This is a genomic window from Cohnella cholangitidis (assembly GCF_014107495.1).
Classification (GTDB): Bacteria; Bacillota; Bacilli; order Paenibacillales; family Paenibacillaceae; genus Cohnella; species Cohnella cholangitidis.
The window spans coordinates 1,647,884-1,673,508 of record NZ_CP041969.1; the positions used below are offsets into that span (position 1 = coordinate 1,647,884).

The 25,625-nt window shown below is 50.8% G+C and carries 23 protein-coding genes and 1 pseudogene; 7 read left to right on the forward strand and 17 right to left on the reverse strand.

The genetic code is table 11. The features are described 5' to 3' along the window. Positions 1-128 precede the first annotated feature (128 nt). Positions 129-2,726: a winged helix-turn-helix domain-containing protein gene (locus FPL14_RS08125; protein ID WP_182302514.1), complete on the forward strand. Its 2,598-nt coding sequence runs from the start codon at positions 129-131 to the stop codon at positions 2,724-2,726. An 18-nt stretch (positions 2,727-2,744) separates the two neighbouring features. Here the strand turns inward: FPL14_RS08125 and trhA are convergent, their stop codons facing one another. Together trhA and FPL14_RS08135 are read right to left on the reverse strand one after the other, a co-directional pair. Next, positions 2,745-3,383 (reverse strand): PAQR family membrane homeostasis protein TrhA, encoded by a 639-nt coding sequence (trhA, locus tag FPL14_RS08130; RefSeq protein ID WP_182302515.1) that lies wholly within the window; start codon positions 3,381-3,383, stop codon positions 2,745-2,747. Between the two features lie 17 nt (positions 3,384-3,400). Then, entirely contained in the window at positions 3,401-4,984 is a 1,584-nt protein-coding gene (locus tag FPL14_RS08135; protein WP_182302516.1) for a bifunctional metallophosphatase/5'-nucleotidase, read from the reverse strand. A 163-nt stretch (positions 4,985-5,147) separates the two neighbouring features. On the opposite strand from FPL14_RS08135, the gene FPL14_RS08140 reads away from it, so the two are divergent. Further along, the gene (locus tag FPL14_RS08140; protein ID WP_182302517.1) at positions 5,148-6,158 is read left to right on the forward strand and encodes a phosphate/phosphite/phosphonate ABC transporter substrate-binding protein; all 1,011 of its coding nucleotides are present in this window, start codon (positions 5,148-5,150) and stop codon (positions 6,156-6,158) included. Between the two features lie 88 nt (positions 6,159-6,246). Here FPL14_RS08140 and phnE (FPL14_RS08145) read toward each other — a convergent pair whose 3' ends face one another. Genes phnE (FPL14_RS08145) through phnC form a run of 3 tightly spaced genes read right to left on the reverse strand, consistent with a single transcriptional unit; the run spans position 6,247 to position 8,628 of the window. Next, on the reverse strand, positions 6,247-7,074 hold the full coding sequence (gene phnE, locus FPL14_RS08145) for a phosphonate ABC transporter, permease protein PhnE (RefSeq protein WP_182302518.1): 828 nt from the start codon (positions 7,072-7,074) through the stop codon (positions 6,247-6,249). After that, positions 7,071-7,859 (reverse strand): phosphonate ABC transporter, permease protein PhnE, encoded by a 789-nt coding sequence (gene phnE, locus FPL14_RS08150; RefSeq protein ID WP_182302519.1) that lies wholly within the window; start codon positions 7,857-7,859, stop codon positions 7,071-7,073. The genes phnE (FPL14_RS08145) and phnE (FPL14_RS08150) overlap by 4 nt, the downstream gene beginning before the upstream one ends. Beyond that, positions 7,846-8,628: a phosphonate ABC transporter ATP-binding protein gene (phnC, locus tag FPL14_RS08155; protein WP_182302520.1), complete on the reverse strand. Its 783-nt coding sequence runs from the start codon at positions 8,626-8,628 to the stop codon at positions 7,846-7,848. The genes phnE (FPL14_RS08150) and phnC overlap by 14 nt, the downstream gene beginning before the upstream one ends. A gap of 369 nt (positions 8,629-8,997) precedes the next feature. On the opposite strand from phnC, the gene FPL14_RS08160 reads away from it, so the two are divergent. Together FPL14_RS08160 and FPL14_RS08165 are read left to right on the forward strand one after the other, a co-directional pair. Then, the gene (locus FPL14_RS08160) at positions 8,998-9,570 is read left to right on the forward strand and encodes a PadR family transcriptional regulator (protein ID WP_182302521.1); all 573 of its coding nucleotides are present in this window, start codon (positions 8,998-9,000) and stop codon (positions 9,568-9,570) included. Continuing rightward, positions 9,554-10,534 carry a BtrH N-terminal domain-containing protein gene (locus FPL14_RS08165; protein ID WP_182302522.1) on the forward strand — a complete coding sequence of 327 codons (981 nt, stop codon included), beginning with the start codon at positions 9,554-9,556 and terminating at the stop codon, positions 10,532-10,534. The genes FPL14_RS08160 and FPL14_RS08165 overlap by 17 nt, the downstream gene beginning before the upstream one ends. A 71-nt stretch (positions 10,535-10,605) precedes the next feature. Here the strand turns inward: FPL14_RS08165 and FPL14_RS08170 are convergent, their stop codons facing one another. The 7 genes and pseudogenes from FPL14_RS08170 to FPL14_RS08200 form a co-directional block, all read right to left on the reverse strand. Next, positions 10,606-11,502: a sensor histidine kinase gene (locus FPL14_RS08170; protein WP_182302523.1), complete on the reverse strand. Its 897-nt coding sequence runs from the start codon at positions 11,500-11,502 to the stop codon at positions 10,606-10,608. A gap of 22 nt (positions 11,503-11,524) precedes the next feature. Further along, positions 11,525-12,286, reverse strand: coding sequence for an ABC transporter permease (locus FPL14_RS08175; RefSeq protein WP_182302524.1), 762 nt, complete (start codon positions 12,284-12,286; stop codon positions 11,525-11,527). Then, on the reverse strand, positions 12,279-13,202 hold the full coding sequence (locus tag FPL14_RS08180; RefSeq protein ID WP_182302525.1) for an ABC transporter ATP-binding protein: 924 nt from the start codon (positions 13,200-13,202) through the stop codon (positions 12,279-12,281). The genes FPL14_RS08175 and FPL14_RS08180 overlap by 8 nt, the downstream gene beginning before the upstream one ends. An 83-nt stretch (positions 13,203-13,285) precedes the next feature. Next, a pseudogene (locus FPL14_RS08185) lies at positions 13,286-13,982 on the reverse strand (response regulator transcription factor). Between the two features lie 81 nt (positions 13,983-14,063). Beyond that, on the reverse strand, positions 14,064-15,119 hold the full coding sequence (locus FPL14_RS08190) for a leucine-rich repeat domain-containing protein (RefSeq protein WP_182302526.1): 1,056 nt from the start codon (positions 15,117-15,119) through the stop codon (positions 14,064-14,066). A gap of 283 nt (positions 15,120-15,402) precedes the next feature. Next, the gene (locus tag FPL14_RS08195; protein WP_182302527.1) at positions 15,403-16,233 is read right to left on the reverse strand and encodes a sugar phosphate isomerase/epimerase family protein; all 831 of its coding nucleotides are present in this window, start codon (positions 16,231-16,233) and stop codon (positions 15,403-15,405) included. 22 nt (positions 16,234-16,255) lie between these two features. Then, entirely contained in the window at positions 16,256-17,065 is an 810-nt protein-coding gene (locus FPL14_RS08200; protein WP_182302528.1) for a phytanoyl-CoA dioxygenase family protein, read from the reverse strand. Positions 17,066-17,253: 188 nt separating this feature from the next. Here FPL14_RS08200 and FPL14_RS08205 point away from each other — a divergent pair, with 188 nt between their 5' ends. Further along, positions 17,254-18,072 (forward strand): helix-turn-helix domain-containing protein, encoded by an 819-nt coding sequence (locus tag FPL14_RS08205; protein WP_182302529.1) that lies wholly within the window; start codon positions 17,254-17,256, stop codon positions 18,070-18,072. Positions 18,073-18,150: 78 nt separating this feature from the next. Here the strand turns inward: FPL14_RS08205 and FPL14_RS08210 are convergent, their stop codons facing one another. The 5 genes from FPL14_RS08210 to FPL14_RS08230 all read right to left on the reverse strand — a co-directional run bounded on the left by FPL14_RS08210 (position 18,151) and on the right by FPL14_RS08230 (position 23,773). After that, entirely contained in the window at positions 18,151-19,281 is a 1,131-nt protein-coding gene (locus FPL14_RS08210; RefSeq protein ID WP_182302530.1) for a low temperature requirement protein A, read from the reverse strand. Between the two features lie 14 nt (positions 19,282-19,295). After that, positions 19,296-20,012 (reverse strand): ankyrin repeat domain-containing protein, encoded by a 717-nt coding sequence (locus FPL14_RS08215; RefSeq protein WP_182302531.1) that lies wholly within the window; start codon positions 20,010-20,012, stop codon positions 19,296-19,298. A 151-nt stretch (positions 20,013-20,163) separates the two neighbouring features. Next, entirely contained in the window at positions 20,164-21,315 is a 1,152-nt protein-coding gene (locus FPL14_RS08220; protein ID WP_182302532.1) for an MFS transporter, read from the reverse strand. A gap of 599 nt (positions 21,316-21,914) precedes the next feature. Next, entirely contained in the window at positions 21,915-22,901 is a 987-nt protein-coding gene (locus tag FPL14_RS08225; protein ID WP_182302533.1) for a Gfo/Idh/MocA family protein, read from the reverse strand. A 23-nt stretch (positions 22,902-22,924) separates the two neighbouring features. Then, positions 22,925-23,773, reverse strand: coding sequence for a DUF72 domain-containing protein (locus FPL14_RS08230; RefSeq protein ID WP_182302534.1), 849 nt, complete (start codon positions 23,771-23,773; stop codon positions 22,925-22,927). Between the two features lie 304 nt (positions 23,774-24,077). On the opposite strand from FPL14_RS08230, the gene FPL14_RS08235 reads away from it, so the two are divergent. Continuing rightward, positions 24,078-24,518 (forward strand): hypothetical protein, encoded by a 441-nt coding sequence (locus FPL14_RS08235; RefSeq protein WP_182302535.1) that lies wholly within the window; start codon positions 24,078-24,080, stop codon positions 24,516-24,518. Then, entirely contained in the window at positions 24,515-25,591 is a 1,077-nt protein-coding gene (locus tag FPL14_RS08240; protein WP_182302536.1) for a phosphodiester glycosidase family protein, read from the forward strand. The genes FPL14_RS08235 and FPL14_RS08240 overlap by 4 nt, the downstream gene beginning before the upstream one ends. Positions 25,592-25,625 lie beyond the last annotated feature (34 nt).

The following is a 25,625-nucleotide window of genomic DNA, read 5'->3' on the forward strand; positions in this document are numbered from 1 at the left end:
TAAAATTCCATAGACAAAAAAGAACCCTCCCTATGAGCCAACGAAAGTTAACTCCCTGTCGATTTCGCGAATAATAGAAGGTTATAATAGAAAGATACGAAAAACCTGTCAGTATTTGCGGAGGTCCTATGAATTCGTCCTCGGAACCGATCTTGCTCCATACCAAAACAAGCCACCCCGTCTCCAGAAAAAATCTGGTGCAAAGGCAACGGCTAGTTCAGCTCATCGAACAAGGAATAGAAGGCAGGCTAACCGTCGTCAGCGCTCCAGCCGGCTTCGGCAAGACGACCCTGTTAAGTCAGTGGGTTCGTCAAACCGGGCATGCCGTCGCTTGGGTTGCCCTTGACGAGATGGACAACGACCCGGTCCGCTTCTGGAGATACGTAGCCGAAGCGCTGGCTTCCTCATTCCCTCGCGCGGACGGAAACCCATACGAGCAGTTGCTTCGCACGATGCCTAGCCTTTCGATGAGCACGTTCCTCGATGCGTTCATTCATCGTTTGCATACGGTTCCTCATCCCATGGTACTGGCTCTCGACGACTACCATGTCATCAAGGAGCCGCGCATTCACGATAGCATCGCGTACTTCATCGAACATGCTCCGAAACCTATCCATATCCTGCTCTCCAGCCGTAATGACCTCCCCTTCCCCTCCGTGAAATGGAAGGTCCTTGGGGAGCTAAACGCGATCGATGCCGCTCACTTGAAATTCACAGTAGAGGAATCGGAATCGTTCTATCGCGAAGTCGCCGGAATCCCTCTTTCTTCCCAACAGATCGAGAAACTGAATCTTCAGACGGAAGGTTGGGCCACGGGGCTGCAATTGGTATCGATCTCTCTGCGAACGGATGACGATTACGATCGTTTTATCGAGCAATTCAAAGGCTATCATCGCGACGTAGCCGATTATTTGTTTCATGAGGTTATCGCTAAGCTACCCGCCGACATTCAAGATTTCTTGCTGCGTACCTCCGTGTTCGAGCGATTGGATGCCAAAGCCTGCGATGCTGTCACCCATCTCCTCAACGGGGGGCAGATGCTGGAGAAGCTGAAAGCGATGAATCTGTTCCTCGTCTCTCTGGACGACCACGACGCCTGGTTCCGCTATCACCATTTGTTCGCGGAATTTCTGCGCAACCGCGTCCGAAAAAACGATCCCGAGCTATGGATTCGGACGAATCTCGATGCGAGCAAGAGTCTCTCGGCCAGAGGGTTAATGGATGAGGCGATCGATCACGCGATTGCCGCCGAGCAATACGAACTGACGGAAAGCTTGCTTACCCGTCATGCCTCGCACGTTCTGAAGAGAGGGGAATTCCCTACCCTGCTGCATTGGCTCGATAGCTTTCCGGAGGAGTCCGGGCTTTCGCCGGAGATGCTGCTGCTCTATGCCTTCCTCCTCGTCGTGACCGGACAACCGGAACGCGCGAATCGACAACTGGTCCGGCTGGATAGTTCCCTGTTAGGAATGGAACCCGGAGAAGCGCGCCAACAATTGCAAAGCGGGTTGCTGTTCGTGAAATCGAATTTATTGTTTACCAACGGGGATTTCGCTCAGTGGCTTACTTTCATTAGCGGAATACTGGACGATATTCTGCCGCATAATCCGATTTTCTACAATTTCAACTACAATATGACGGAGCCTCTTGTCCGCAGATCTTCTTTCGGGTTAAAGGGCGTTCTTACGGCCGAGACGGAGAAAATCGGCATGCTATTCGCCGAAGTGCTGGAAAAACACGGTTGGGGAGATTCGTTAATTAACCTATACGTCGTTCAATCGCTGGCCGAGGGTTTCTATGAATGGAATCGATTGGAGGAAAGCCAAGCTCTGCTAAACAAGGTCGAACGTGCCGCACGGCTTAAGGCCGTACCCGGACTGTTCGTGCCTAATCGAATTACTCAAGCGAAATTATACGGGGTGAGAGATCAATTCGATCTTGCCCTTGAGACGTTGGACGAGGCGCTTCAGTTCGCGGCTAAGCTGCCCGAGAGCCATTGGGCTTCTTGTTTGCTTGCGGCTAAGCTTGAGTTGCTCGTCCGCATGGCCCGGCTCCCGGCAGCCAAGAGAGAAGCCGGCAAGCTGGACATAAGAGCCAAAGACAAGCCAACGTTTAATAGGGAATTCGAGTTTATCGCGCTCGCTAAGCTGCTTGGCGCTCAGAATAAGGAAAAGGAAGCCCTTCGCTTGCTCGAGCTTCTCAAGCCGCAAGCCCGGCGCGAAGGAAGCTTAATGGGCCTGGCGGAAATTTCCATTAACCAAGCTCTCTTGCTAGATCAATTAGGGCAGCGTTCGAACGCCTTTCATTGTCTTCAGGAAGCGCTGGCGCTCGGCGAGGCCAACGGATATATTCGGAGTTTCGTGGATGTCGGTGCCCCAATGCAGAAGCTGTTGCTCAAGTATGTTTCGTCATCCCCGGAATCGGAAACCGCGAGGTCGGAAACGTATGTCCGAATGTTGCTCGATACTTTTCCGAAACCCGAATCCGGCAAGCCGGAAGGCTCGGGCGAACTCCCTTCTCTCGTGGAACCTTTGACCCGAGCGGAGATCCATCTCTTGAGCTTGATCCGACAAGGAGCCTCCAATAAGCTGATCGCGGAGAAGCTCGTTCTATCCGAAGGCTCGGTCAAAGTGTACGCTTCCCGAATCTACGGCAAGCTCGGCGTCTCTTCGCGGACTCAAGCCGTCATCGCCGCGCAACGATTGGGTTTACTTCCCGGGGAGTAACTCCTCTCGGGAGAAATTCTAAAGCACGTAGAGCAATATCGCGAAAAAGTGCATGACCGAACCTGCGACCACGAACAAATGCCATACGGCGTGATGGTAAGGGAAGGCTCGCCAAACGTAGAAGACGGAACCCACCGTGTACAGAACTCCGCCGATCACGAGCAATCTTAGCCCCTCGGGCACTAACAGCGCGTTCAGCGGTTTCCATGCGAACACGATCAGCCATCCCATAAACACATAAAACAAGGTCGACAGCACCAGAAACTTTTTCGTGAAAAACGCTTTGAATGCGACGCCCGCGATCGCCAGCCCCCATACGATACCGAATAGCGTCCATCCCAAGGGGCTTCGCAAGGTTACGAGCAAAAGAGGCGTGTACGTTCCCGCAATAAACAAGTAAATGCACGAATGATCGAACGTCTCGAACAAATCCTTGACCTTGCCTTCCGGAAAAGAATGTACCAACGTCGAGGCCGTATAGAGCAGCAGCATCGTAACGCCGAATATCGTAAAGCTGACGACATGCCATGCCGTCCCTTCCAAGCTGGCGAATACGATAAGGAGCACTAGTCCGGCAATACTGAGCAACGTCCCGATGCCGTGCGTGATCGCATTCGCTATCTCTTCCTTTTTCGTGTACACATGAGTGTCCGCCATTTTGAAGCCACCTTCCCTTAGCTGCGAACGATCCAGTTGCCGTTCGTTCCGGCGTGAACGATACCCGCCTTCGTTAAGTATTCGGCAATGAGCTCCGTCATGTCAACCGTCACTTCCCGAACGATCGGCTTGCCGCGGAACATTCGGTAGTTGCCCCCTCCCGACGCGCGATAATGATTCATTACCGCTTCGTACTCGCCTTGCGGTTCGATCGGTTTCCCTTGATATCGCAAATACTCTATTCGGCTTCCTACCGGACGGGAGACGTTGATCTCATACTCGATCCCTTCCCACATATCGTAATTGTAATGTTGCGGCTTCGGCGAAAGATAGGTTGGATCTACGATAATCGTTCCGTCTTCCCCGCATGCGAAATAAGCCGCCGTCCACTCTAGCGCTTCCAGAATATCCCGTCCGCTCAGGAGCAACACCTTAAGCGTGTTCGGAAACGGATAATTCGCCGTCACCTCCCTCATCGACACGCGCGGACCGAATCCCGGCGCCAAGTTATCGAACAACGACGTGCAAGAAATCCCTACGCCCGCCGCCTCCATTTGAATACGGTTAATGAGCTCGATCAACGGATGCTCTTCTATTCGCGCCGCCATGGGATCAACGACCCGCATCTCCCCGCGCACTTCGCACAGCGGCTGATCCAGCCAGCGCTGCGTATTGTCTTCGCAAGCTTGCACCCTGGCTATCATTTGCGGATCCGCTTGGACTTTGCCCGCTTCGCGCAGTCTTCCGCCGCTCGTCTTCACGAACCAAGCGCCATCGGATCGACGTTGCAGGTTGAGTTCGATATGGGCTAAGCAACTTCCTTGGTATCCCGGCTGAACAACAAGCGTCTTCCCTACCCGCGTTCCCTCGATCCGCTGATGTTGATGCCCGGTTATCAACACGTCGATCCCTTCCGTCTCGCGGCACAGTCGCCAGCCTTCGTTTTCCCCCGTCGGCTCCTCCGCTTCTTCCCCCGAATGGACGTCGCGTTCGAACCCGCCATGGTAGGAGACGACGATGACGTCCGCTCCGTCTTTTTTCATAATAGGAATCCATCTTTTCGCCGCGCTCACCGCCGATTCGAACGCCAAGCCGGCAATGTGATCCGGTCGCTCCCAATTGGGGATATACTGCGTCGTTAATCCGAGAAGGCCGATCTTGGCGCCGCCCTGCAAAGAATAGATCCGATACGGACAACCGAAGATCGGCTCATCCGTTCCTTCCCTGAGCACGTTGGCGGACAGCCACGGGAACTCGGATTGCTCTCGTGCCCGATTGACGAACCCGAGCCCGTAGTTGAATTCATGATTGCCCGGGATAAAAGCATCCAGCCGCAGCGCGTTCATGAGATCGACGATCGGGTGCGCCGAAGCGTCGTCCAAGCATGCATGATAGTAAGCCAGCGGGGTGCCTTGCAACAAATCTCCGTTATCGATGAACAGCACATGGCCATCGTCCGCGCGCGTCTGCTCTATGATCGCTGCAAGCTTTAATAGACCGTATTCCGTCGCCTCGTTATCTACGTAACGAATCGGTAGGACGTGGCCATGAATATCGCTCGTCGCGAGTATCGTGAATTGAATCGTCGGGGTTTCGATCATGCTGCGGTCTTCCTTTCTTCTATCGATATGGATTTGTAAAACGAATATTTTACAATCGTAAAGCTAGATTTAATACTTAACTTCATTTAACAAAATAGTTCGATGGTAGATTAAGGCATGTAGTACCCATTCTTGCCATTAGATAGAGGAGGAAACAGAAATCATGCTTAACCGTTTGCCGAAAATGCGTTTCATGCTCGTCATCTCCATCGTATTGCTCATCCTAGCCGGGTGCGGTAACAAGAACGACAATTCGGGGTCGAATGCCGAACCTTCCGCGTCTAACTCGGAGTCCGCGGCTACCGAATCCGCTAGCCCAAGCCAAGAAGCAAGCCCGAGCCCTGAAGAAACAGGATATGTTCCTACGGAATTAACCGTGCAATTCGTCCCTTCCCAGAATGCCGAAACGCTCGAAGCGAAAGCTAAGCCGTTGGAGAAGCTGCTAAGCGACGCGCTTGGCATTCCCGTAAAAGTAAGCGTGTCGACAGACTACAATACGATTATCGAAGCGATGCAATCCAAGAAAGTCGACGTTGGATTCCTGCCTCCTAACACATACGTGCAAGCGAAGGAAATGGGCGCGGCCGAAGTTATCCTGCAGGCTCAACGTTTCGGCGTAAACGATGCGGACGGTCAGCCTACGACGGAATTGGCCGACAGCTACAAATCGATGATTATCGTCAAAGCGGATTCCGATATCCAAACGCTGGCGGATCTCAAAGGCAAGAAAATCGCTTGGCAAAGCGCAACCTCATCGGCCGGATTCGTATATCCTGCGGTAGAATTGAAAAAAGCCGGCGTAGATCCCAATACCGATGTTACTGGAATCGAACTGAAAGGCCATGACAAAGGCGTACTGGCCGTACTTAACGGCGATGCCGACGCGGCCGCGATTTTCCAAGACGCCCGGAACATCGTACTGAAAGACGTACCGGACGTGTTCGAGAAAACGAGAGTGCTTCACTTCACGACTCCGATTCCTAACGATACGATTTCCGTGCGCTCGGATATGAACAAAGAGTGGATGACGAAAATCCAAGACGCGTTCATCGGTTTGGGCACGAACGAAGAAAGCCGTAAAATCATTTTCGAAATCTACTCGCACCAAGGCTATGCGAAGAGCACGGACAGCAACTTCGATTCCGTTCGCGAATATTCGAAGGCGCTGCAATAATCGCTTCAAGTTAGCTTCAACCGCGAACAACAAACCCGAACGATCCGAAGCCCTTCATGCGGCTTACGACCGTCCGGGTTTTCTCTTGTTACGCTTTCCCTTGCACCAGCCTGCGTCTAAGCTTGCCGGATATCCAATCGATGACGGTTACGAGTACGATGATGCCAAGCAGGATAACGCCGACCCTGCTCCATGTACGTCCTTCCAGCGCGAAGAGCAGCGGCGTTCCGATTCCCCCGGCGCCGACCATGCCGAGAATCGCGGCCGACCGCACGTTAATCTCCAGACGGAACAAAGCAAACGAGAGATAAGACGGAATCGCCTGCGGCACGATCGCATACCATATCGTCTGCAAACGGTTCGCCCCGCAAGCCTTCAACGCCTCGGAAGGCCCCATATCCAAGTCCTCGATCGCCTCGGAGTTCAGCTTGCCGAGCATCCCGATCGAGTTGATTCCGATCGTCATCACGCCCGCGAAAGCGCCGGGACCTACCGCTTTAATGAAAATAATGGCCATGATAATGTCCGGAAACGTCCGAATGAGACTAAGCGTGAAGGTCGAGGCGCCGGAAAACAACCTCGTTTTGATCAAATTGCGCGAAGCCCATACCGCGAACGGAATGGTGAGAAACACCGAAATGGTCGTTCCCAGCAAGGCGATCGCTAACGTCTCCGCCAGTCCTCTAAGCAAATCTTCTCCTTCCGCCAAGTAGACGTAATCCCAATCGGGATGGAATAATCCGCTGAATACCGCCTTCGTGATTTGCCATGCGGTTTCCTTGATGCCGGTAAAAGGAATGCCGGAGAATGCCCACGAATAGACCGCCGCGACGACCGCGATCGCCAACCACGTTTTCACGCGGGAATAGAAAGGTTTGGGAGGGCTCGGCATGTGCAAGCTCGTCTTGTTATTCATATGAGTTTCCCCCTGATTCTGGAGCTGATCGCGTCGATCGCGAGGACAAGAACGAGCGTAAAGAGGATAATGACGATCGTCTGGTCGTAGCGGAACATCCCTAACGTCCGGTTTAAGTAGATTCCGATGCCGCCAGCCCCGACGATACCGAGGATCGCCGCCGCTCTGATATTAATCTCGAACATATACATCGCGAATCCGATAAACTGCGCCAGCACCTGCGGGATAACGCCGAAAAAAATCCATTGCAGCTTGTTCGCCCCGACGGCGGTCATCGCTTCCATCGGACCGTTATCTATCGTTTCTATCGCTTCGTAAGCCCATTTGGAGAGAATTCCGAAAGAGAAGAAACTAAGCGCAAGCATTCCCGCGAGAGGTCCGTATCCGAATACCGTGGCAAAAAGGGCGGCGAACAGCAAATCCGGAATCGTACGGGATAAGTTAAGGATGAATCTGGCGGGAGTGCGCACGATCCAGCCTTTGGTCACGTTGCTAGCCGCCAGGAAGGAGATCGGCAAAGCGAAGATCGCCCCGAAAGTCGTACCGAGTATCGCCATCTGTACCGTCTCGATCATCGGCTTGACTACTACTCTCAAATACTCCCAATCGGGAGGGAACATTTTGGCGATAAACTTCCCCATCTCCGGTATTCCGCCGATAAGCTCCGCCAATGACGCTTCCGTCTCTGTGGCGCACAGCCAGAGCAAGATCAACAACAGGGCAACCGTCATCCACTTCTTCAGGCTGGGAGAAGGTTTAACCGGATAACCGTCAGACGGCTTCATCGGATCTGCCCCCCAATCGTTCGCTTTCCGATACCGGACGACCGTAAATAGCCGAAAAAACTTCGTCCGTCGCCTCCGCTACCGGGCCGTCGAATACGATTTCTCCCGCGCGTACGCCGATGATTCTCGTTGCGTATTCTCTCGCAAGGTCGACGAAGTGCAGGTTGACGATCGTCGTGATTCCCATCTCGCGATTAATTCTTCGCAGATCGTCCATAACCTGTCTCGTCGTCAACGGATCGAGCGAGGCGACCGGCTCGTCGGCCAGAATGATCTTCGCTTCTTGCGCCAGCGCGCGCGCGATGGACACCCGCTGCTGCTGGCCTCCCGATAGCTGATCGGCCCGTTGGTAGGCTTTCTCCAGCATGTTTACGCGTCTCAGCGCGCTAAAGGCCAGTTCCATATCATGCTTGGGGAAGAGGCCGAGCAGCGTCCGTATCGTCGAGTGATAACCGACTCTTCCGGCCAGCACATTGCGCAGAACGGAGGAACGTTTCACTAGATTGAAGCTTTGGAAGATCATTCCGATGCTCCGCCGCATCTCTCTTAACCGGCGTCCTTCGGCGGACGTAATCGACCGGCCGTCTATTCGGATTTCGCCCGACGTAATCTCGTGCAATCGGTTAATGGAACGCAGCAACGTCGATTTACCGGCGCCGGACAAACCGACGATAACGACGAACTCCCCCGCTTCGATCTTGAGATCGATCTTGTTTAAGCCGACCGTACCGCCGGGGTATACCTTGCTTACTTGTTTGAATTCAATCATCTGCCAACCTCCGCTGAGAATGCTGTCTGAATAGGTTTGAACGTGTCGCTTTCGCGCATTGACCGTGCTTTGGCCGGGGGGATAATTTGCGCGTTCGTTCAGTGATTCATACAGTAGTTCGGCGTCCCGCGGGGCATTCCTATTGGCTTTTGAAATTTAACAACGGGCTTACATTTTTGTTGTTCGGCTTACGTTCCGTTGACGAAAATGGACGATAAATCGGGATTTTCGCTTACATTCTTGTAGTAAAGATCTCCTCGGAAAACAAATGGACCGTTCCTCGTGTTTCGCTCTCCATTCGGGTATTGAACTTTTATTCCACTAATGTTATATTCCATGTGTGAAATATAGTTTAATGAGGAGTCTTGCATGCACCCCATATCGAACGTTGAATTTATCCTGCTGCAATTGGTCGCGGAATGCCGTCAGGCTTCGGGGTACGATATTATGAAGATGGTCGATCATCGAGGTTATCGGGAATGGGCGAATATCGGCACGACATCCATTTATGCCGGACTGAAAAAATTGAGCAATAAAGGATGGATCGCCTCCGGGGAATCCGACAGAAAATCCGGCAAGGGACCTGTTCCGACCCAATTTGCCCTAACCGAAACCGGTATGATCCGATTGAAAAATGAAATTGTGGACAGTCTATCGTCAACTCGGGAGCGCGACATCCGCTTCGATCTCGGCCTGGCCGCTTTGCCTCTAATCGGGAAGGACGAGGCCATCGCCGCTTTACGGGAAAGGTTGGATTTTCTTAGAACGGCTACAACGGAAATACGGCAGAAGTACGAAGCGCAAGGCGCTCAATTATTGCCGCTTAACGTAAGGACGCTGTTCCTGCATCCGATCGTCCTGATCGAATGCGAAAGAACGTTTGTTTCCAAACTAATTAACGAATTATTGGGGGATTTAGGGGAATATGGGGAGGATCATTGAGGGATTCGTCCCTTACCAAGGAGAACATTGCGAGACAACTGCCATAGGCAATTTACTGCAGTTTGCGGAAGTTCGGCTATCGGAACCGATGCTGTTCGGATTAGGGCAAGGGCTAGGATTCATTTATTGGGACTCGAAAGGGATGGATTTCCCTTTCATCGGAGGAAGGGTAAAACCGGATATATTGACGGCCAACCTTGCAAGCAGGCTGGGTTTGACCGTCAACGTTCAAGAGACGTCGTCCGTCGACAAAGCCTGGCATAACGTACGGCATTGCATCGATCGCGGCATACCGGTCGGGCTGAAATTGGACTCCTATTACTTGGATTATTTCACAAATAAGGTACACTTCCCCGGTCACTATGCGGTCCTATACGGCTACAATGACGAATATGCCTACATGGCCGACACCAGACAGCAGGGCGGTCTGGTAGAGACGCGTTTAACAAGCCTGGGCTCGGCCAGAAAGGCAAAAGGGCCCATGAGTTCGCGGAATCGTTCTTTTACGCTCGACCCGATCGGCGCCTTGCCCCCGCTTATTCCGGCCATACGCGCTGCCTTGGCCAATAATGCGTTTGACTACTTGAACCCGCCTATTCGCAATATCGGGAATAAAGGCATCGTCAGGATGAGCGACGAAATCCTGAAATGGCCTTCCCGCATCAAAAATTCCGAACATGATCTATGCCTGATAGCATTGCTGATGGAACGAGCGGGGACCGGTGGAGCATTGTTTCGGAATTTATACCGGGATTTCTTGAAAGAATGCGCCGATCGGCTGGCAGACCCGAAAATCGAACAAGCCTGCCGTATGTTTACGGAAATCGCTCCATTATGGGTCGATGTCTCTGCTTCGATCGACCGTGCGGGAAGATCAGGCAATCTCCTGGAGTTGCAGCATGCGTCAAAACTGTTGCTCGAGATTGCGGAAAAAGAACGTACAGCCATGGAGTTATTGTTGTAACCGTCGTAAAGCGACTCCTTCAAGGAAACAGTACCGTTAGGATACGATCAACATCATCCTTCTGTGATCAGTCACAGCTTCCAACCGCAGGTCATCGTTAAGTTATCTCCGCGCAGCTCCGCTGTCAGCGTGCCATTCATCTTGTCCATCAGGCTTTTGGCGATGGAAAGGCCAAGTCCCGATCCTTGGGCGGATCGGGTGCGGTCGACCGTATAGAAGCGGTCGAATAGCAACCTGACGTCTTTGTCGGATAATCCCTTCGCTTCGTTAACGATCGTTAGGACAGCCGTCTTCTGCTGCCGCTCGAAGCGAATTTCAACCTGACCGGCCGCATGCTTGATCGTATTGACAAGCAAATTCTCGACGACCCTCCGAACGGCCGATTCATCGGCGTATATAACTACCTCATCTTCCGGCAGCCGGATGTCCGCCGTAATGTCGCGTTCGTTGAACCGGTCGTAGAAACCGATCAGAATGTCGGACAGCAGGACGGTCATTCCAAGCCGCTCCGTTCTTAGGAGATAATCCGAAGATTCGATTACGGACAGCTCGAAGAAGTCGTTCAGCAGCGCCTGCAGCCGTTTGGTCCGGTTTTTAACGACCGTGACGTATTCGAGCTTCTCCTCAGGCGTAATGGACTCCGCTTCCAACAGTTGAATATAGCCGAAAATAGACGTCAGCGGAGTACGGATATCATGGGAAATGTTCGCAACCGCTTGCCGCAGCTCGTTCTCCGTCCGTCTTCTGCGTGCCTCCGCGTCGACTACGAGATCGGACTGGCGATTGATTTGTTCCGCTAGATTTTCGAGTCTTCGGTCAAATAGCGCCACTTCGATTTTTTTGCCTGTCGTCCTTTCGTTGTAGCTGCGCAGTTGCTCCGTCATCCGCCCTAATTCCCGCCTCAGCAGCAGCAGACGGACAAGAAGGAGAGCCGCTGCCGCAACCGACATGATCGTTAGGATAAGCAAGACTCCCCCGCCTCTCCCACCGTTATTTAATTTCCTTTCTGCGGTACACAAGAATACCGAGCAGCCCGGATACCGCAAACGTCAGCAACGGCACGAGCAAGAGCGCCGGCAGATCTCCGCTGTCGATGCTGATCTTGCCTATATCGCCGATCATCTTGAAGATAGAGTAATCGTACAAAGTAGTAAAGAAAGGGATCTTCGTACCTAAGCCCGCCAAAACCGAATCGATCATGAGGAAGAAAATCATCGAGAAGCCGATCGTCTTTCCGCTGTCGGTCAGCACGGAGGTGAACAGCGCCCCGATCGATGCATAGCCGGCCGCATACAACAATGTCAGCCCGAGGGATCGCGGGATAAAGAACGCGCTCCCCCCCTCTGGCAGATGACCGAAACCTGAAAGTAACGAAACTTCGATTGTGCTGACGATCGGAAATACGAGAGAGATAGCCATCGCTCCGATCGTGAATCCGATCAATTTGGCTACGAAGATCCGTGCCCTTTCGTTACCGGACGATGCGATCGTCTTCATGACACCCGTCGAATATTCGTTGGCGATGAAGAATCCGGCCAGAACGGCTACGCCGAATTTGATGACATAGGCGTTGCCCGCGATAAAGTCGAACAAAAATTCGGCTCCCGTGATTTGCGGATCCCCATCGGATATATTGTCAAAATAGTAGAGCAGCGGATACGCCAGCGAGAATGCGGCAAGTATGAGCATCAACATGCGGAACGCCCTGTCTTTACGCAGCTTGAACAGCTCCGCCTTGATCAGATTATACATGCGAGCCACCCCCGATCCGCTTCGTGAAATAGCTCTCGAGATCTTCGCCCATCGGCATAAACCGCTCGATCTCCAGGCCTGCGGAGAATAGCGCAGACGATATTCGGCCGGGCTTCTCTATTCGGCTGTACAGCTTGATGGCGCCATCCGGCATCACTTCGAAATCGGCCGTGTCCAGCTCGTTCTGAATCACCGCTGTCGCTTTGTTCGGATCGTCCACTTTAATAAACACGTACTGCTGACACTTGTCGTGCAATTCCTGAGCCGTGAGCTGCTCCAGCAACCTGCCGCGATGAATGATGCCATAATGACTCGCCAACAAAGAAAGTTCGCTTAGAATATGGCTGGAGATCAGAATCGTAATGCCTCGCTCGCGGTTAAGCCGTTTGAGGAGTTCGCGCATTTCCACGACGCCCATCGGATCAAGCCCGTTGGTCGGCTCGTCCAGAATCAGAAATTCCGGATCGCCAAGCAGAGCGATCGCCAAGCCGAGCCTCTGCTTCATTCCGAGCGAAAAATTTTTAGCCTTTTTCCTTCCCGTTCCCTGCAGCCCGACCAGTTCAAGCGTCCTTGCGACGCAATCTTTGCCGGGAATGCCCCGGAGTATCCGGTTCGCCTCTAGATTCTCGGCGGCAGTCATATGGGGGAACAACGCGGGGCTCTCGATAATCGAGCCGATTCGTTTGCGGGCGAGGGTCAACTCCCGCTCGTCGCCGGCTCCGAACAATTCGATCGTTCCATCCGTCGGAAAAGCAAGTCCGGCAACGATGCGGATCAGCGTCGATTTGCCGGCTCCGTTCTGACCGATAAAGCCGTATATGGAGCCTTTGCGGATGGACAGATTCACTTTATCCAAAGCCGCGCTGCCTTTGAACTTCTTCGATAATTGATTCGTTTGCAATACATACTCGCTCATCGCCGTCTTGGCCTCCCTTATGTGATAGACCAAGTATAGAAACCAAAACATAAGAGGATCTAAAGCCAAATCTTAAGAATGTCTTAAGGCTTGAGCCGATAACCCATGCCCCATACCGTCTCGATAAATTCGCTGTCGGGCGCGGCCTTCGCCAGCTTGGTCCGCAAATTGCTCATATGGACGTTGATCGTGTTGTCTTCTCCGAAGAATGGTTCGTCCCATACGCTTTCGTATAGATTGGCTTTCGTGAATACTTTTTTGGGCGCCGATAGAAGCAAGGCGAGAATCTCATACTCCCGGGCGGTCAGCGCGAGCTCCGTCCCATCCGCCGTCACCGATTTCGCGTCGCGATCCAACACAAGCCCCTTATGCCGCAGCACGTCGGGCAAAGCCGGCTGCGCTGACCGCGCATACCGGCGTAGATGCAAATCGATTCGCGCCGATACTTCCTCGATATCGAACGGTTTCGTAATAAAGTCGTCCGCCCCCCCCTCGCAATGCCGACACCTTGGTCCGGGGCTCGCCCTTGGCCGAAATAATAATGACCGGCACGCCGCTTGGTCCATCGCCGATCCGCTCGAGCAGCTCTTCGCCCGTCATTCCCGGCAGCATCAGGTCGAGAAGGACCAAGCTCCATTTCCGTTGTTCCAGATAGAGAAGCGCTTCCGTCCCGGAGAAAGCGGGCTGCGGCGCATAGCCGCTTTTTTTGATAATGCTGCACAACAGTTTGTTGATGTCGTTGTCATCCTCGGCAACGAGAATATTTATGGAATTGTCCATCCGGTCTCCTTGTATTATCCGTAATTAGCTGTCATCCCGATGTTCTTTAACGTTAATGATAGCCGATTGATGGGATTCTTCCTACTGTTCTGTTTCAATCGTTTCCCACAATGAATTCTGCGACACATTAATGTAATTCAGTTGCTTCATACCAGAGAGGAAATCAGGCTTCCGATTGATCATACACATTCCTAAGTCCAAGATTCGCAGGTTCTTCAGCTTCTCTAGTTCGAGCGGCAGCTCATGGATCGAGGTGTATTGAATCGTAAGCTGCTCCAGTTGTTCCAACTCTCCAATCTCCGGCGGGATCCGGTTTAGACTGATCTCTTCCTTCGGCCGGGCCCGATACCCGGGAGTCGGCCGATCCGAGCTCGCGCAATGGATGCAAAGCTCTCTCAGGTTCTTCAACTTGGCTATGGATGCGGGAATACTCTCCAAATCAGCCGTCAGGATTTTCAAGCGTTCAAGCTTGCTTAACTCGAACAGCCCTTCGGGTAAACGATAAAGATCCTGTTCAAAAATTTCTAAATCGCGTATCTCCGTAAGGTCCCGGATTCTCTCGGGCAGCTCTGTCAGCCCATGTCCACTTATATACAGCCGGTCGGTTTTATGTTTAATGGCATCATCTAGCAGACGGTCCAGGTTCCGGTGAACCTTTAATTTCACAAAAAACCCTGTAATTCGGCCCATCAGTTCGATTGCTTCTTCTTCGGTTACTTCAATTCCGTACATATGTTCATGTACAACCGAGTAAAGGTAGTCTCCTCCGCCTTCTTTCAAGAAACACAAGTCTTCCGGCAGGCTAGGATATATCCAATCCGACAGGCGGTATGCCGCTTGCTTCAGCAGGTTGCCGCTTTCTTCGCAGCATCTATAAAAATAGTAGGTTCCCGCGGTATAAAAGGCATGACTGCGATAGGTATTTCTTATTTGCGTAATTTCATCCCTATTATTGTCTTGGATTACGATTGTCTTCACCAAGTAAGGTTCCAACGCTTCCAATACGCTTGCGTAATGGCGGCCCCGTACCACATCAGCCGGAATTTTTTCTCCAAGCACAAAACATTCCGAGTTCCGAATAGCCAAATCTATTACCTGCTCATAAGCATCGCCTTTAGGATCTGTATACATTCTCATCCCATAAGTCTCCATTCCCATTCGAACTCTGGCTGGCTGCCGTCTATTATTAATAATGAAAACTGATTGCCAGGCAGTCGGCGACCTTCGCAAAACTTCCCGGCATTTTAAATATTTCGCGAATCCGTTAAACTATCCTGCTCATTAGCTTAATGTCCCTAAACGGGAGTTTCGAAATATCCGCAAACCAAAAAGCCAGATAGATCAACATGATCTGTCTGGCTATCGTTATCATTTATCCGTAACGACCGGTCATGCAGAGATCCGTTCTTACGCTTCTTCTTCAGCGACCGCTAAACATGCTGCTCCATATCGCTCGAGCCGTCTCAGCGAATAATAAGGATTGCGTCCATCTATCGCCTAACTCTCTCTGACGCTTGCCGTATTCATCTAAAGTAATGGCATATGGAGGAGGTCCGAGCTCGCAAATAAAAGGAAATGGCTTGTCATGTTCAACATCATTTAACCAGTGAGTCATACCCGATTTCCACCAACGTTCGAAATGCCGCATCATAGGATGCTCGCCGCGAACGCCTACATCGACCTGAATTTGTTCCCCGTTCGATACCCGCGCGTGAATGCTCGAGGTACGCGTAAGCAACTTCTGCAAAAGCGCTTCGGCCTCTTCCGTCACATTGAGCATTTCGCCAGCCAAGACATAATGGGAGAAATCGATGGATAGTCTTAGATCGTCTATGCGTTCTACATAATGCACCGTTCTCAATAGGTCCTGCGTAATCGTCCCCCGATGCGTTTCTATATAGATAGGGATCCCCGCATCTCGAGATAAAGCGGTCATTTCCGCAATCAGTTTTTCCGCCCCCGAACCTATGAGAAACGGGGTCATTACCTGTGCATTAATAAATGAGATGTTCCCAAAGGTTTGGGCTTTATCCAAAAAAGAGATCATGTCCTCGGCGCTTTTGGGATAAGCGTTGACGCTAAAGGAAAGCCCGTATCGGTCAAGGAGATTTCTCCACGTATCCGCTTCTTCCGGAGATGGCAAAAATCCGTTTATCCCATCAAATCCGGCCTCGGCAATACGATGAAACCGTTCCTCCAAGCTCCAAGGCCGATGGTCTCCTTCCACTCCCGTCATCGTCCACCATGACATTTGAACTTCCAAACTCCTTGAATCAGTGGGGATAGAAAACGTCGAATTCAAAACCGCAAGGCCCCCCATCCGGATTCGTTTCGAGATCTACCGGAGTTCCATCGGCACGGAACAATGGCCGATAATGATTGCCGATATGAGTCGCGGATTCGTTTGCGTAGTGACAAATGAACGCGCGCCGGAAACGATCCTTTGTTTTATTGCGGTAAGAGCCGTGAATCAGGTTGCCGTTAAAAAATAAAACGTCTCCGCGATCCATGTTCGCCGGAACTGCTTTTTTATCTTTCGGAGGTTTGACGTAATGGGTCGTGAAGGATTCATTCGGATCCGCGGCATCCGGACAAACGATATCATTGCCGTTTGTTTTCGGCACGACCATCAGCCCTCCGTTATCCTCATCGGCCGCATCAACCGCCGTCCAGGCTGCGATACAGTTGCCGGGTTCAACCTTCAAATAGAAATTATCTTGATGCAGCGCTTGTCCGCGGGCACCCGGGGGCTTGAAATAAAACATGCTTTGAGCAGCCAACGGTTCTTCTTCAAACAGATCGGTTAGCACCTCCAGTACAGGTTTGTGCAGCATGTAATTCTTTGCCGTTTCATCGAATCGATGAGGATGCATAATGCGCGGATATCGCTTTAACGGTTCTGTCGCGTCCGCTTGAAGATCCGGCTCAAAGTACCCCGGTATCGTTTCATGGCTCATTTTCTCAAATACCTCATCTATAACAGCCATGTCTTGCTGAGCGAACAATCCTTTCACGATCAAATACCCTTCCGTTAGAAACTTTTCTTTTTGCTCTTTCGTCAACGCTCTGAGCTTATAGTCCATCGCGAAATTCCTCCTGTATCTGATTGTGTACATTTCAAGTATAGAAGGTTCATCAGGTTTAAATGAATTCACAAAGATACTGATTTATCACACGATCCTGCTATATTATTGGCTGATACCTCCCTTTGAGTTATGATCGTTATTGGAACCCCATACATAATGACTTAACTCTGAACGGAGGAAACCGGATGATTTACGATAAGCCTTCATCCTACGCCGAAATTCCGAAAAACGTTGTCGTCACCGGACATTTTAACGAACCGGATGCTTATATATGCACGCGCGCCCATGGCATGAATGATTGTCTTATTACTTTTACGCTGGATGGCGAAGGATATTTCCGTACCCCTGACACTGCCGGAAAATGCAACGCCGGCGATGTCACTATCCTGAAACAAGGAACGCCGCACGAATACGGCACCGCGAAGGGGAAACATTGGCATTTTTATTGGATGCACTTTTCCGTACGCTCTCTGGAACCGGAATTGCTTCCTCGGGAGAGCTTATTTATCGATCACATCGAAAGCGAATCGACCCGAACGCGGATCGCCGATGCCTTTAAACGAATTCTGATCTACTCCAGAGAAAGGTACAATTGGAAACATGAGCTTTGCACGAACGCCTTACGGGAAATTCTGTTTTTGCTCATGCAAAAAAGGATCGATAATTTCGATCCGAGAACGGAAGAAGTATTGCACATCTTATCCAACCATTTGCGAGATCGAATAACGATCGATGATATCGCTAAATCAATAGGAATATCGCCAAGCAGGTTATCTCATATCTTTAAGAAGGATACGGGAGAAACGATTATCGGCAGACTTAATCAAATGCGCATTCAACAAGCGGCTCTGCTGATGAAACATTCCAACCGCAGCCCTTCTGAAGTCTGTCACGACGTCGGCTTTCATAATTACAACCATTTCATTAATCAATTCCGGAAATATTACCAAACTACCCCGAGCGCATTTAAGAAGGAACAACTTGCGCAAGATTCCGACCGATGAATAGAGTCTGCTTTAATAAAAAAAAGAAGCCGCTTTGCAGCGTGCTCCTCGGTTATCGTATTCCGTTAGTACGATTTTTCAAGTCGTTAATTTAGCATATACAGCAAAGAAAGCCATCACTTCTCCAATAATGATGTAGTTCGGCATTAAGAAAAACAAATCCACTGCGAAAAAAACTCCAAGCAAACCTAACAATAACGCTAAATGAGATTTCCCCAACCTTAGATGTACAGGTCTATATTTATGAAAGACCAACGAGGTCGAGAAAAAGTAAAGCAGCACGGATCCAAAAATAAAGCTTAGCATAAACGAATAATTTAATTGTTCCAAAAACAGCAATTGAATCGAAGCCGCGATCATGCTCATCGATAAATAAATGAATAAATGACCGTAAATGATCGTTTGCCCTGCGGTTTCTATCGTTTTGTTCACTTTCTTCTCGATGTTGTCAAAATACTGCCACCACATAGCGATAATCAATAAAAACGTGATTGACGCAAATGCAATAGATTGCCAAGTCCAATGGGTAGATTGCAATACCGTTAATATGCTGATAACGGCTTCGCCTAGAAGAATAAGGGTAAACAACGAGAAGCGTTCTATTAAATGGTGAGTATTTATGGGACTTTTGACCAAGTATTTCCGCCCGATTAACGGGAGCAATATGTCGATAATAATTCCCGCGTACAAAACGGCATACCGAATCCAAGAATCAAAAAATAGCGATAAAGAAGAGATCGCCAACCCGATCCAAAACCGGCTCCCTAAATAACGGGCAGTGTTCTTTCTATGCGTTTCTTCTTTCTTATTCACCGAGAGATATTGAATGGCAGTCATAGCTCTTAGTCCGACATAGCCAACTAAGAAAGGAATATAGTATTGATCGAAATTAACCGATAGGCTTGCGGTCATGATCAATACGAAAAACAATTGTAGAATCAAAAATATTCGGTGAGATACGGTATCTCGTCCAAACCGATTGACAAAAAGCGATTGCCCCACCCAAGCCCACCAGATCGGAACGAATATGAGCACGAATTTCGATAAGTATTCGACTGGAATCGAGCCGTTTTCGACATGTATCAATACATGGCTCGCTTTGGAAACGGCCGCTACAAAAAGCAAATCATAAAATAGTTCCAGCCAAGTCACTTTCTTCTCGGCAAATGCCGCATGGTGGTGTTGGAGTCCCGAATCGTGTTGATTCATTATCGTGCCCCTTTCTAAAAGTGATAAACTTCCGTACCGCCCGCACTTCGTAAATATTCGGCTATTTCGGGATGTTCCCACATAATCGCGCAATCCAAAGCCGTAAATTGTTCCGGTATATAATGCTTATTATCGCCAATAAAGTATTCGCCGTAAGGGGCAAGCGCATTTACGTCCGCTCCGGCTTCAACAAGCAGTTTAACGGTGTCTAAGTTGTTTTCCATTACCGCATGGATTAGAGGTCTGTTCGCATTCCAAGAATATTCTACGTCCGCTCCCTTGTCGATTAGTAATTTAACCAAAGCAGGACTATCGTTTTTGGCAACGGACCACGTCAGAGATTCATCTATTCCGGTATAAGCTAGAGTATCGGGAGTTACTTTATCTAAGACGATTTTTGCGACTCCGACATTCTTGCGGTAAATCGTTTCCCATAATACGGGGATATTCCCGTTATCCTTAGGATCTTCCGGATCGATTTTTACGCCTACGTCTACGCTGGCTCCATACTCGAACAACAGATGGATAATATCCATTTTCGCCTCTTTTATGGCTATAAGAAGAAATGGTCTAGGAATATCGTAATCGTATACATCGGCATACGAATCAGGACTCATCCCTTCGTCCAACCACTTCTTTAGGGTTGCCGCGTCCCCTTTAACGACGGCATTCATGGCTTCGACCCGTTCAAGCGCGGTAAATTCCCGAGGGAGATTTTCGGATGCTTCCATGTTTTCATTCTCGTTAGAACTCGTTTTGGAATTACCGTTAAAGATATAAATTCCGACAATGACTGCAATGATTATTAAAAATAAACATCCTAAATACCCCGAATTGTTCGAGTTGCGCTTATTCATTTTCTTCCCCTTAAATTCTAGATGTCTAGTGATCTTGCGTTCCAGTTGCAGGTTTTCTTACCAAATAGATTCCTAACGCCAGCCCAAACAAAGCAAACAAGCCCATTCCTCTGTATAGAACCGCTCCTCCATATAGATCGAGCAACAAACCTCCGACAGTAGAACCGATAATTCCGGAAACGCCGAAGAAAGTGGCCGTCAGCGCGGTCTGCCCGGTCGACTTCCATTGCTCCGGCACGATCCGGTACAAATATTGCAAAGCGCCCACGTAAAAAAGCACGAAGGTGAAGCCTTGAAATACTTGCAACGCGACAAGTCCGTACGGTGTACCTATCATGGAGCTCAATAGAAACCTAAGCGCGTATAGACCGGCCGCTAACGTCATCCAAATCGCTTCTTTGCCGGGTTTAATCATGCGTGAGACAAACGCGAACATAACCGTCTCCGTTATCGTCATGACGAACCACGACATACCAGTCAATCGCACATCCCCGCCCAACTCCTCCATGTACAGACCGATGAACGTATCGTTCATTTTATGAGGAATGGCGACGATCAACACGATCACGAAGAAGATCCAAGTGTGCGACTGAAGGAAGAAATCCTTCAGATGATGGAAGGACGGTCTGGCTGCCGACGCTTGAACGTCCGAGAGACTCAATGCCAGCAGGAGGGCCGCGCAGCCGACGCCGAAGAAAATCCACGAAAGGCTGTCCATTCCCCATAGTTTAAGGGCATAGCCCGCAGTAAGAGAGACGCACGCATATCCTAGAGCGCCGAACATCCGAACCGATCCGTAGTTTACCTTCTCCCGCTGCGAGGTTTGAAAGTTCAAGCTCTCGACGAGCGGATCCGTCGGCAAAAAGAACACGTTCATCAGCGCTACGAGAACGATTAAACTCCAAATTTGATGGGCGTGAAAAAGAAGTGTCCCTATTAGAATCGAGGCAAGCAACAGGAGCAGGAGAACCTTCTTGATCGTCCGCGATTTATCGCTGACCATCCCCCACAAAGGTTGCGCGACGATGCTAATCAAGCTGCCCATGCCCAAGATGAGCCCGATGTGAGTTCCCGAAACTCCGACTTCGGCGCTATAGATGGGCAAGAAGGAAAGGAACAGCGCGAACATCGCAAAATAAAAAAAGTTGAAGCCCTTTAACCTGGTGACGATCGACACGGTAATTCCCCTTAGATGCTGACTTTAGTTGACGGAGGCTTGCCATAGTCGCGTTTTGCGACAATGAGAGGGTACTTGGTTGGTCTTGACCTGCCATAGTCGCATTCTGCGACTATGGGAGGGTACTTGGTTGGTCTTGACCCGCCATAGTCGCTTTTTGCGACAATGGGAGGGTACTTGGTTGGTTCTTGACCCGCCATAGTCGCTTTTGTCGACAATGGAGGGTACTTGGTTGGTTCTTGACCCGCCATAGTCGCTTTTGTCGACAATGGAGGTAATTGGTTGGTCTTAACCCGCCATAGTCGCTTTTTGCGACGATGGGAGCGAGTTTCCGCGGACCGCGGCGCTCGCCATAGTCGCGTTTTGTGACAATGAGAGGGTACTTGGTTGGTTCTTGACCCGCCATAGTCGCTTTTGCGACAATGGGTAGGGTACTTGGTTGGTTTAGTCCCGCCATAGTCGCATTTTGCGACAATGGGATGGGTACTTGGTTGGTTTCGTCCCGCCATAGTCGCGTTTTGCGACAATGAGTGGGTACTTGGTTGGTCTTGACCCGCCATAGTCGCATTCTGCGACTATGGGAGGGTGGTAGGTTCCGATTAACCGCGATCCGCCGGATATACGATTCCCATCTGCTTGCGAGCCTCGTCCATAATCTCGATAACTTTCATGGAGTTCGCATGAGAGTTTACATCCGACTCCCTGCTGCCGCTCTTGATCAATTCGATGAATTCACGAACCTCGTAGTACATCGCGTTATCTTCCTGCGGCTGAGTGAGATCCTCGACCGTTCCGTCGCGGTACCGGATTTGCACCTTGTCCGGCCGGCTGATTTTATCGAAGAGAATTGTGCCGTTCTCCCCTTGAATTTCCGCGTTGGCGTACGAATCGACGATTTTGGAATAGTGGATGACCGCATCCATTTCCTTGTAACCAAGCAGCAAGCTCCCCGCTCCGTCAACGCCGGAGTCCAGCATGAACGCGCTAGCTTGGACCCGGTCCGGTTGACCGAACAGAACAACTAGCGGATAGATGCAGTAAACCCCAAGGTCCATCAAAGCGCCGTTGGAAAATTGAGGGTTGAATGCGTTCGGAAGCTCGCCGCGCTTATACAGATCATACCGCGAGGAGTATTGGCAGTAGCTGCCGAAATAGCGGCGCACCGTGCCGATCTTATGGAGATTATCCCGAATGACTTGGAAATTGGGCGTAAACGTGGATTTCATGGCCTCCATCAGGAGAACGCCGTTCTTTCCCGCCGCCTCCGTCATACGCGCGACCTCTTGCGCATTGGAGGCCAGAGGCTTCTCGCATAGGATGTGTTTCCCCTTATTCATGCATAGAATTGCTTGTTCGGCATGGAAAGAGTTCGGGCTTGCTATGTAGATAGCATCAAACTCGGAGCTGCTAGCGAATGCCTCCAAATCCGAGTATACATGATCGATCCCATGCTTGTCCGCGAATTGGCGGCCGGTCGCTTCCGTTCGGGAATACGCCGCGGTTAACGCGAAATCGCCAAGCCTGCGGGCGGCATTAATAAAATCCTCCGTAATCCAGTTCGTTCCGATAATTCCGAATCTAATCATATCGACAATCCCTTCTCGTCTTGTTATAGGTCGAACAAATCCAATTGCATCGGGTTTTCCGTGACGCGCAGTCCTAGCATTCGCATGAATTGCTTGGCATTCCCCGCGGCGTGTCCTCCCGAGTTATTGTTGAAAATAACCCCGATTCTCTCCGACTGCTCCGTAAGCCGGTCTATGCGTTCTTTCCATTCCGCCAGCTCGCTCTCGTCGTAATTATAGAGGTAGCGAACCTCGCGCCAATTCGGAGCGCCGCTTTGATTCCAACCGTTCACGTTCCGGCCGTGCATGCGGACCAACGTAAACTCCGTTCCGCTGGTCTCCAGTACGATCGGAATCGAGCCGACTCCGGCCTGGGGCTCATCGCACACGCTATGAATCCAGCCCTCTTCGCGCATGAACGCCAGCGTTCCGTCCCTATACTTCGGTTCGAACCAGCTCTGATGGCGGAACTCCAGCGCGCAAGGGAATCCCTCCATTCGCTTCTTCGTTTCCCTCAGCGAGCGCACGTTATCCTTCGTACAATCGAACCACGGCGGATACTGGAACAATGCCGCTGTTAATTTACCGGCTTGCATAACCGGTTCAAGGCTGTCGCGAAACGCTTGGTACATCTCGCCGTCATTGTCATAATACGGTTTCCCCCGCAAGTGGCCGGTCATTCCTTGATAGGCTTTTACGACGAATCCGAATCCATCGTGCGTGTCCCTCGCGTATCGCTCCATTCGTTCCGGCGGCTGTACCGCATAGAACGAGCTGTCCATCTCCACGATGGAGAAATGCTCCGAATAAGCCCTAAGCTTGTCCTTCGCCGCAGTTCCGGGCAAATACAACGAATCATGGTCACCCCATCCCGCCAAGCCGACGGCAATCATCCAGGCACCTCCGCTTCCGTTAACCGCGCTTCTATATGCATTACAATGATACTAAAACTTTATCGCCCGCGCATCAAGTGATACGCCTGCAACTTCGACCCCTATCCCGAGCCTTATTTCCGAAGAATTGTACCAAGTTGGTAAATACCGGGGGTTACGAGGATCATCGCGCCCGATTGGGAAAAGTATGTTACAATCCCATAACAGGTGCAACTTTTGACGTCCGAATTCGTTCATAGTACGACAAGGTTATTCTGAGTTCGTTGATCGCGACGACAACAAGAGAGGTGTAAGAAACAGAGAGATGAGAGATTTAGGAGTAGAGAGAACGCAAACCACGCTGACGGAACCTTACAGAGAGACGCCGCCCAGGAAGAAGCGCCGGGGTGCTTTTTTCATTTTCGCCCTATTATGGCTTGCACTGATCGCCGGCGGGGTTATTGGCGCGAAACAGTATTCCGATCACATTCAACGCCAAGTTTCCTCCGATCTGGAACGTCAAACCGCGAGCCAAATCGCCTTGATGCAGCAAGATTACGACAGCCGCCTGACGCAGCTTGAGAATGGCTATAAGGAACAGCTTGCCCAGATGGAAAGCAAGATCCAATCGCTTAACGAGCTGCTGACCTTCACGAAGGACAACGCCGATACGAAGACGGACAACAGCAATAAGCTGTACACGCAGCTGGCCGAAGTGAAGAAGCAGTTGAACGAGCTGAAAAAAAGCATGGACGTGCTGAAATGAGCGCGGTATCGGTTCGCTCCTTCAACCGAACGCTGCTGCTTGCCTGTACGCCTTTCCTTGGCATGTTGATCTGGATGATCGTCGAGAATGTCCGAATCGAGTTGCCGGAGAACGCTTTTCCCCGGCATGCAACCGTCCCTTCCGATCCTAGCGCAACGACCGCCAGCGTATTAGATCATCTAAACGAAGCCGAAGGGATCGCCAAATGGACGGGGAAGTCCATTCAAAAGCAACTATCGATTTACAAGAAAACCAACGCGGACATGAATAAAATCGCGTCTATTGCTTCCACCCAAGCCGCGCGCCCTTATCAAATCTACGATCGGCGGATTACGAATAAGCTAGGCAAGCCTGCAGCCACGATTCAGTCGGACAAGCTTCAAGCTCAGCTGTTCTACCTGGGAACGCAAAATTTCCGTAGCTACGCGCTTAAGATCAAACTTAAGCAAGACGACGCGATGAAGCTCGTTCTTGGCAACGACGTACAAGGCGGCTCGGAGACGACGCTTGCCGCCGTCAATCGGTACAAGGCCGCGGTTGGAGTCAACGCCGGGGGATTCGCCGACAGCCGAGGCAAACGGTATCCTCTCAGCACGACGGTCGTCGACGGGGATTACATAGGCGGTTTCCAAGCTTCTATTAAAGATTTGTTTTTCGTAGGGTTAAACGAGGACAACCAACTGATCGGAGGTAAATTCTCGAGCAAATCGCAGCTCGATGCGCTCAATCCGAAATATGGAGCGTCCTTCGTTCCCGTGCTGCTTCAGAACGGCAGAAAAACCGAGATCCCTTCCAAGTGGCAGACAAGTCCGAAACGCGCTCCGCGCACGGTCATCGCCAACTATAAAGACGATCAGATCCTATTTCTAGTCGTCGACGGTTATAACGAGAAAGGCAGCTCCGGCGCGACATTGGCCGAGATGCAAATCTTGTTGCAGCGGTATGGCGCGCTTGACGGCTACAACCTCGACGGCGGGGGCTCCACCTCGCTCGTCTTCAACGGCCGCGTCATCAACAATCCGTCCGACGGGCAGCTTCGCAAGCTCCCTACCAACTTTTTGTTCTTCAAATAATACCAAGTCCAATAACGAGAAAAGGGACGATGGA

Excerpts from the sequence above, each read along its gene's own strand:
- FPL14_RS08125 (WP_182302514.1), top strand. The coding sequence starts at position 129 with ATGAATTCGTCCTCGGAACCGATCTTGCTCCATACCAAAACAAGCCAC.
- trhA (WP_182302515.1), bottom strand. The coding sequence starts at position 3,383 with ATGGCGGACACTCATGTGTACACGAAAAAGGAAGAGATAGCGAATGCG.
- FPL14_RS08135 (WP_182302516.1), bottom strand. The coding sequence starts at position 4,984 with ATGATCGAAACCCCGACGATTCAATTCACGATACTCGCGACGAGCGAT.
- FPL14_RS08140 (WP_182302517.1), top strand. The coding sequence starts at position 5,148 with ATGCTTAACCGTTTGCCGAAAATGCGTTTCATGCTCGTCATCTCCATC.
- phnE (WP_182302518.1), bottom strand. The coding sequence starts at position 7,074 with ATGAATAACAAGACGAGCTTGCACATGCCGAGCCCTCCCAAACCTTTC.
- phnE (WP_182302519.1), bottom strand. The coding sequence starts at position 7,859 with ATGAAGCCGTCTGACGGTTATCCGGTTAAACCTTCTCCCAGCCTGAAG.
- phnC (WP_182302520.1), bottom strand. The coding sequence starts at position 8,628 with ATGATTGAATTCAAACAAGTAAGCAAGGTATACCCCGGCGGTACGGTC.
- FPL14_RS08160 (WP_182302521.1), top strand. The coding sequence starts at position 8,998 with ATGCACCCCATATCGAACGTTGAATTTATCCTGCTGCAATTGGTCGCG.
- FPL14_RS08165 (WP_182302522.1), top strand. The coding sequence starts at position 9,554 with ATGGGGAGGATCATTGAGGGATTCGTCCCTTACCAAGGAGAACATTGC.
- FPL14_RS08175 (WP_182302524.1), bottom strand. The coding sequence starts at position 12,286 with ATGTATAATCTGATCAAGGCGGAGCTGTTCAAGCTGCGTAAAGACAGG.
- FPL14_RS08180 (WP_182302525.1), bottom strand. The coding sequence starts at position 13,202 with ATGAGCGAGTATGTATTGCAAACGAATCAATTATCGAAGAAGTTCAAA.
- FPL14_RS08190 (WP_182302526.1), bottom strand. The coding sequence starts at position 15,119 with ATGAGAATGTATACAGATCCTAAAGGCGATGCTTATGAGCAGGTAATA.
- FPL14_RS08195 (WP_182302527.1), bottom strand. The coding sequence starts at position 16,233 with ATGTCATGGTGGACGATGACGGGAGTGGAAGGAGACCATCGGCCTTGG.
- FPL14_RS08200 (WP_182302528.1), bottom strand. The coding sequence starts at position 17,065 with ATGGACTATAAGCTCAGAGCGTTGACGAAAGAGCAAAAAGAAAAGTTT.
- FPL14_RS08205 (WP_182302529.1), top strand. The coding sequence starts at position 17,254 with ATGATTTACGATAAGCCTTCATCCTACGCCGAAATTCCGAAAAACGTT.
- FPL14_RS08210 (WP_182302530.1), bottom strand. The coding sequence starts at position 19,281 with ATGAATCAACACGATTCGGGACTCCAACACCACCATGCGGCATTTGCC.
- FPL14_RS08215 (WP_182302531.1), bottom strand. The coding sequence starts at position 20,012 with ATGGAAGCATCCGAAAATCTCCCTCGGGAATTTACCGCGCTTGAACGG.
- FPL14_RS08225 (WP_182302533.1), bottom strand. The coding sequence starts at position 22,901 with ATGATTAGATTCGGAATTATCGGAACGAACTGGATTACGGAGGATTTT.
- FPL14_RS08230 (WP_182302534.1), bottom strand. The coding sequence starts at position 23,773 with ATGATTGCCGTCGGCTTGGCGGGATGGGGTGACCATGATTCGTTGTAT.
- FPL14_RS08235 (WP_182302535.1), top strand. The coding sequence starts at position 24,078 with ATGAGAGATTTAGGAGTAGAGAGAACGCAAACCACGCTGACGGAACCT.
- FPL14_RS08240 (WP_182302536.1), top strand. The coding sequence starts at position 24,515 with ATGAGCGCGGTATCGGTTCGCTCCTTCAACCGAACGCTGCTGCTTGCC.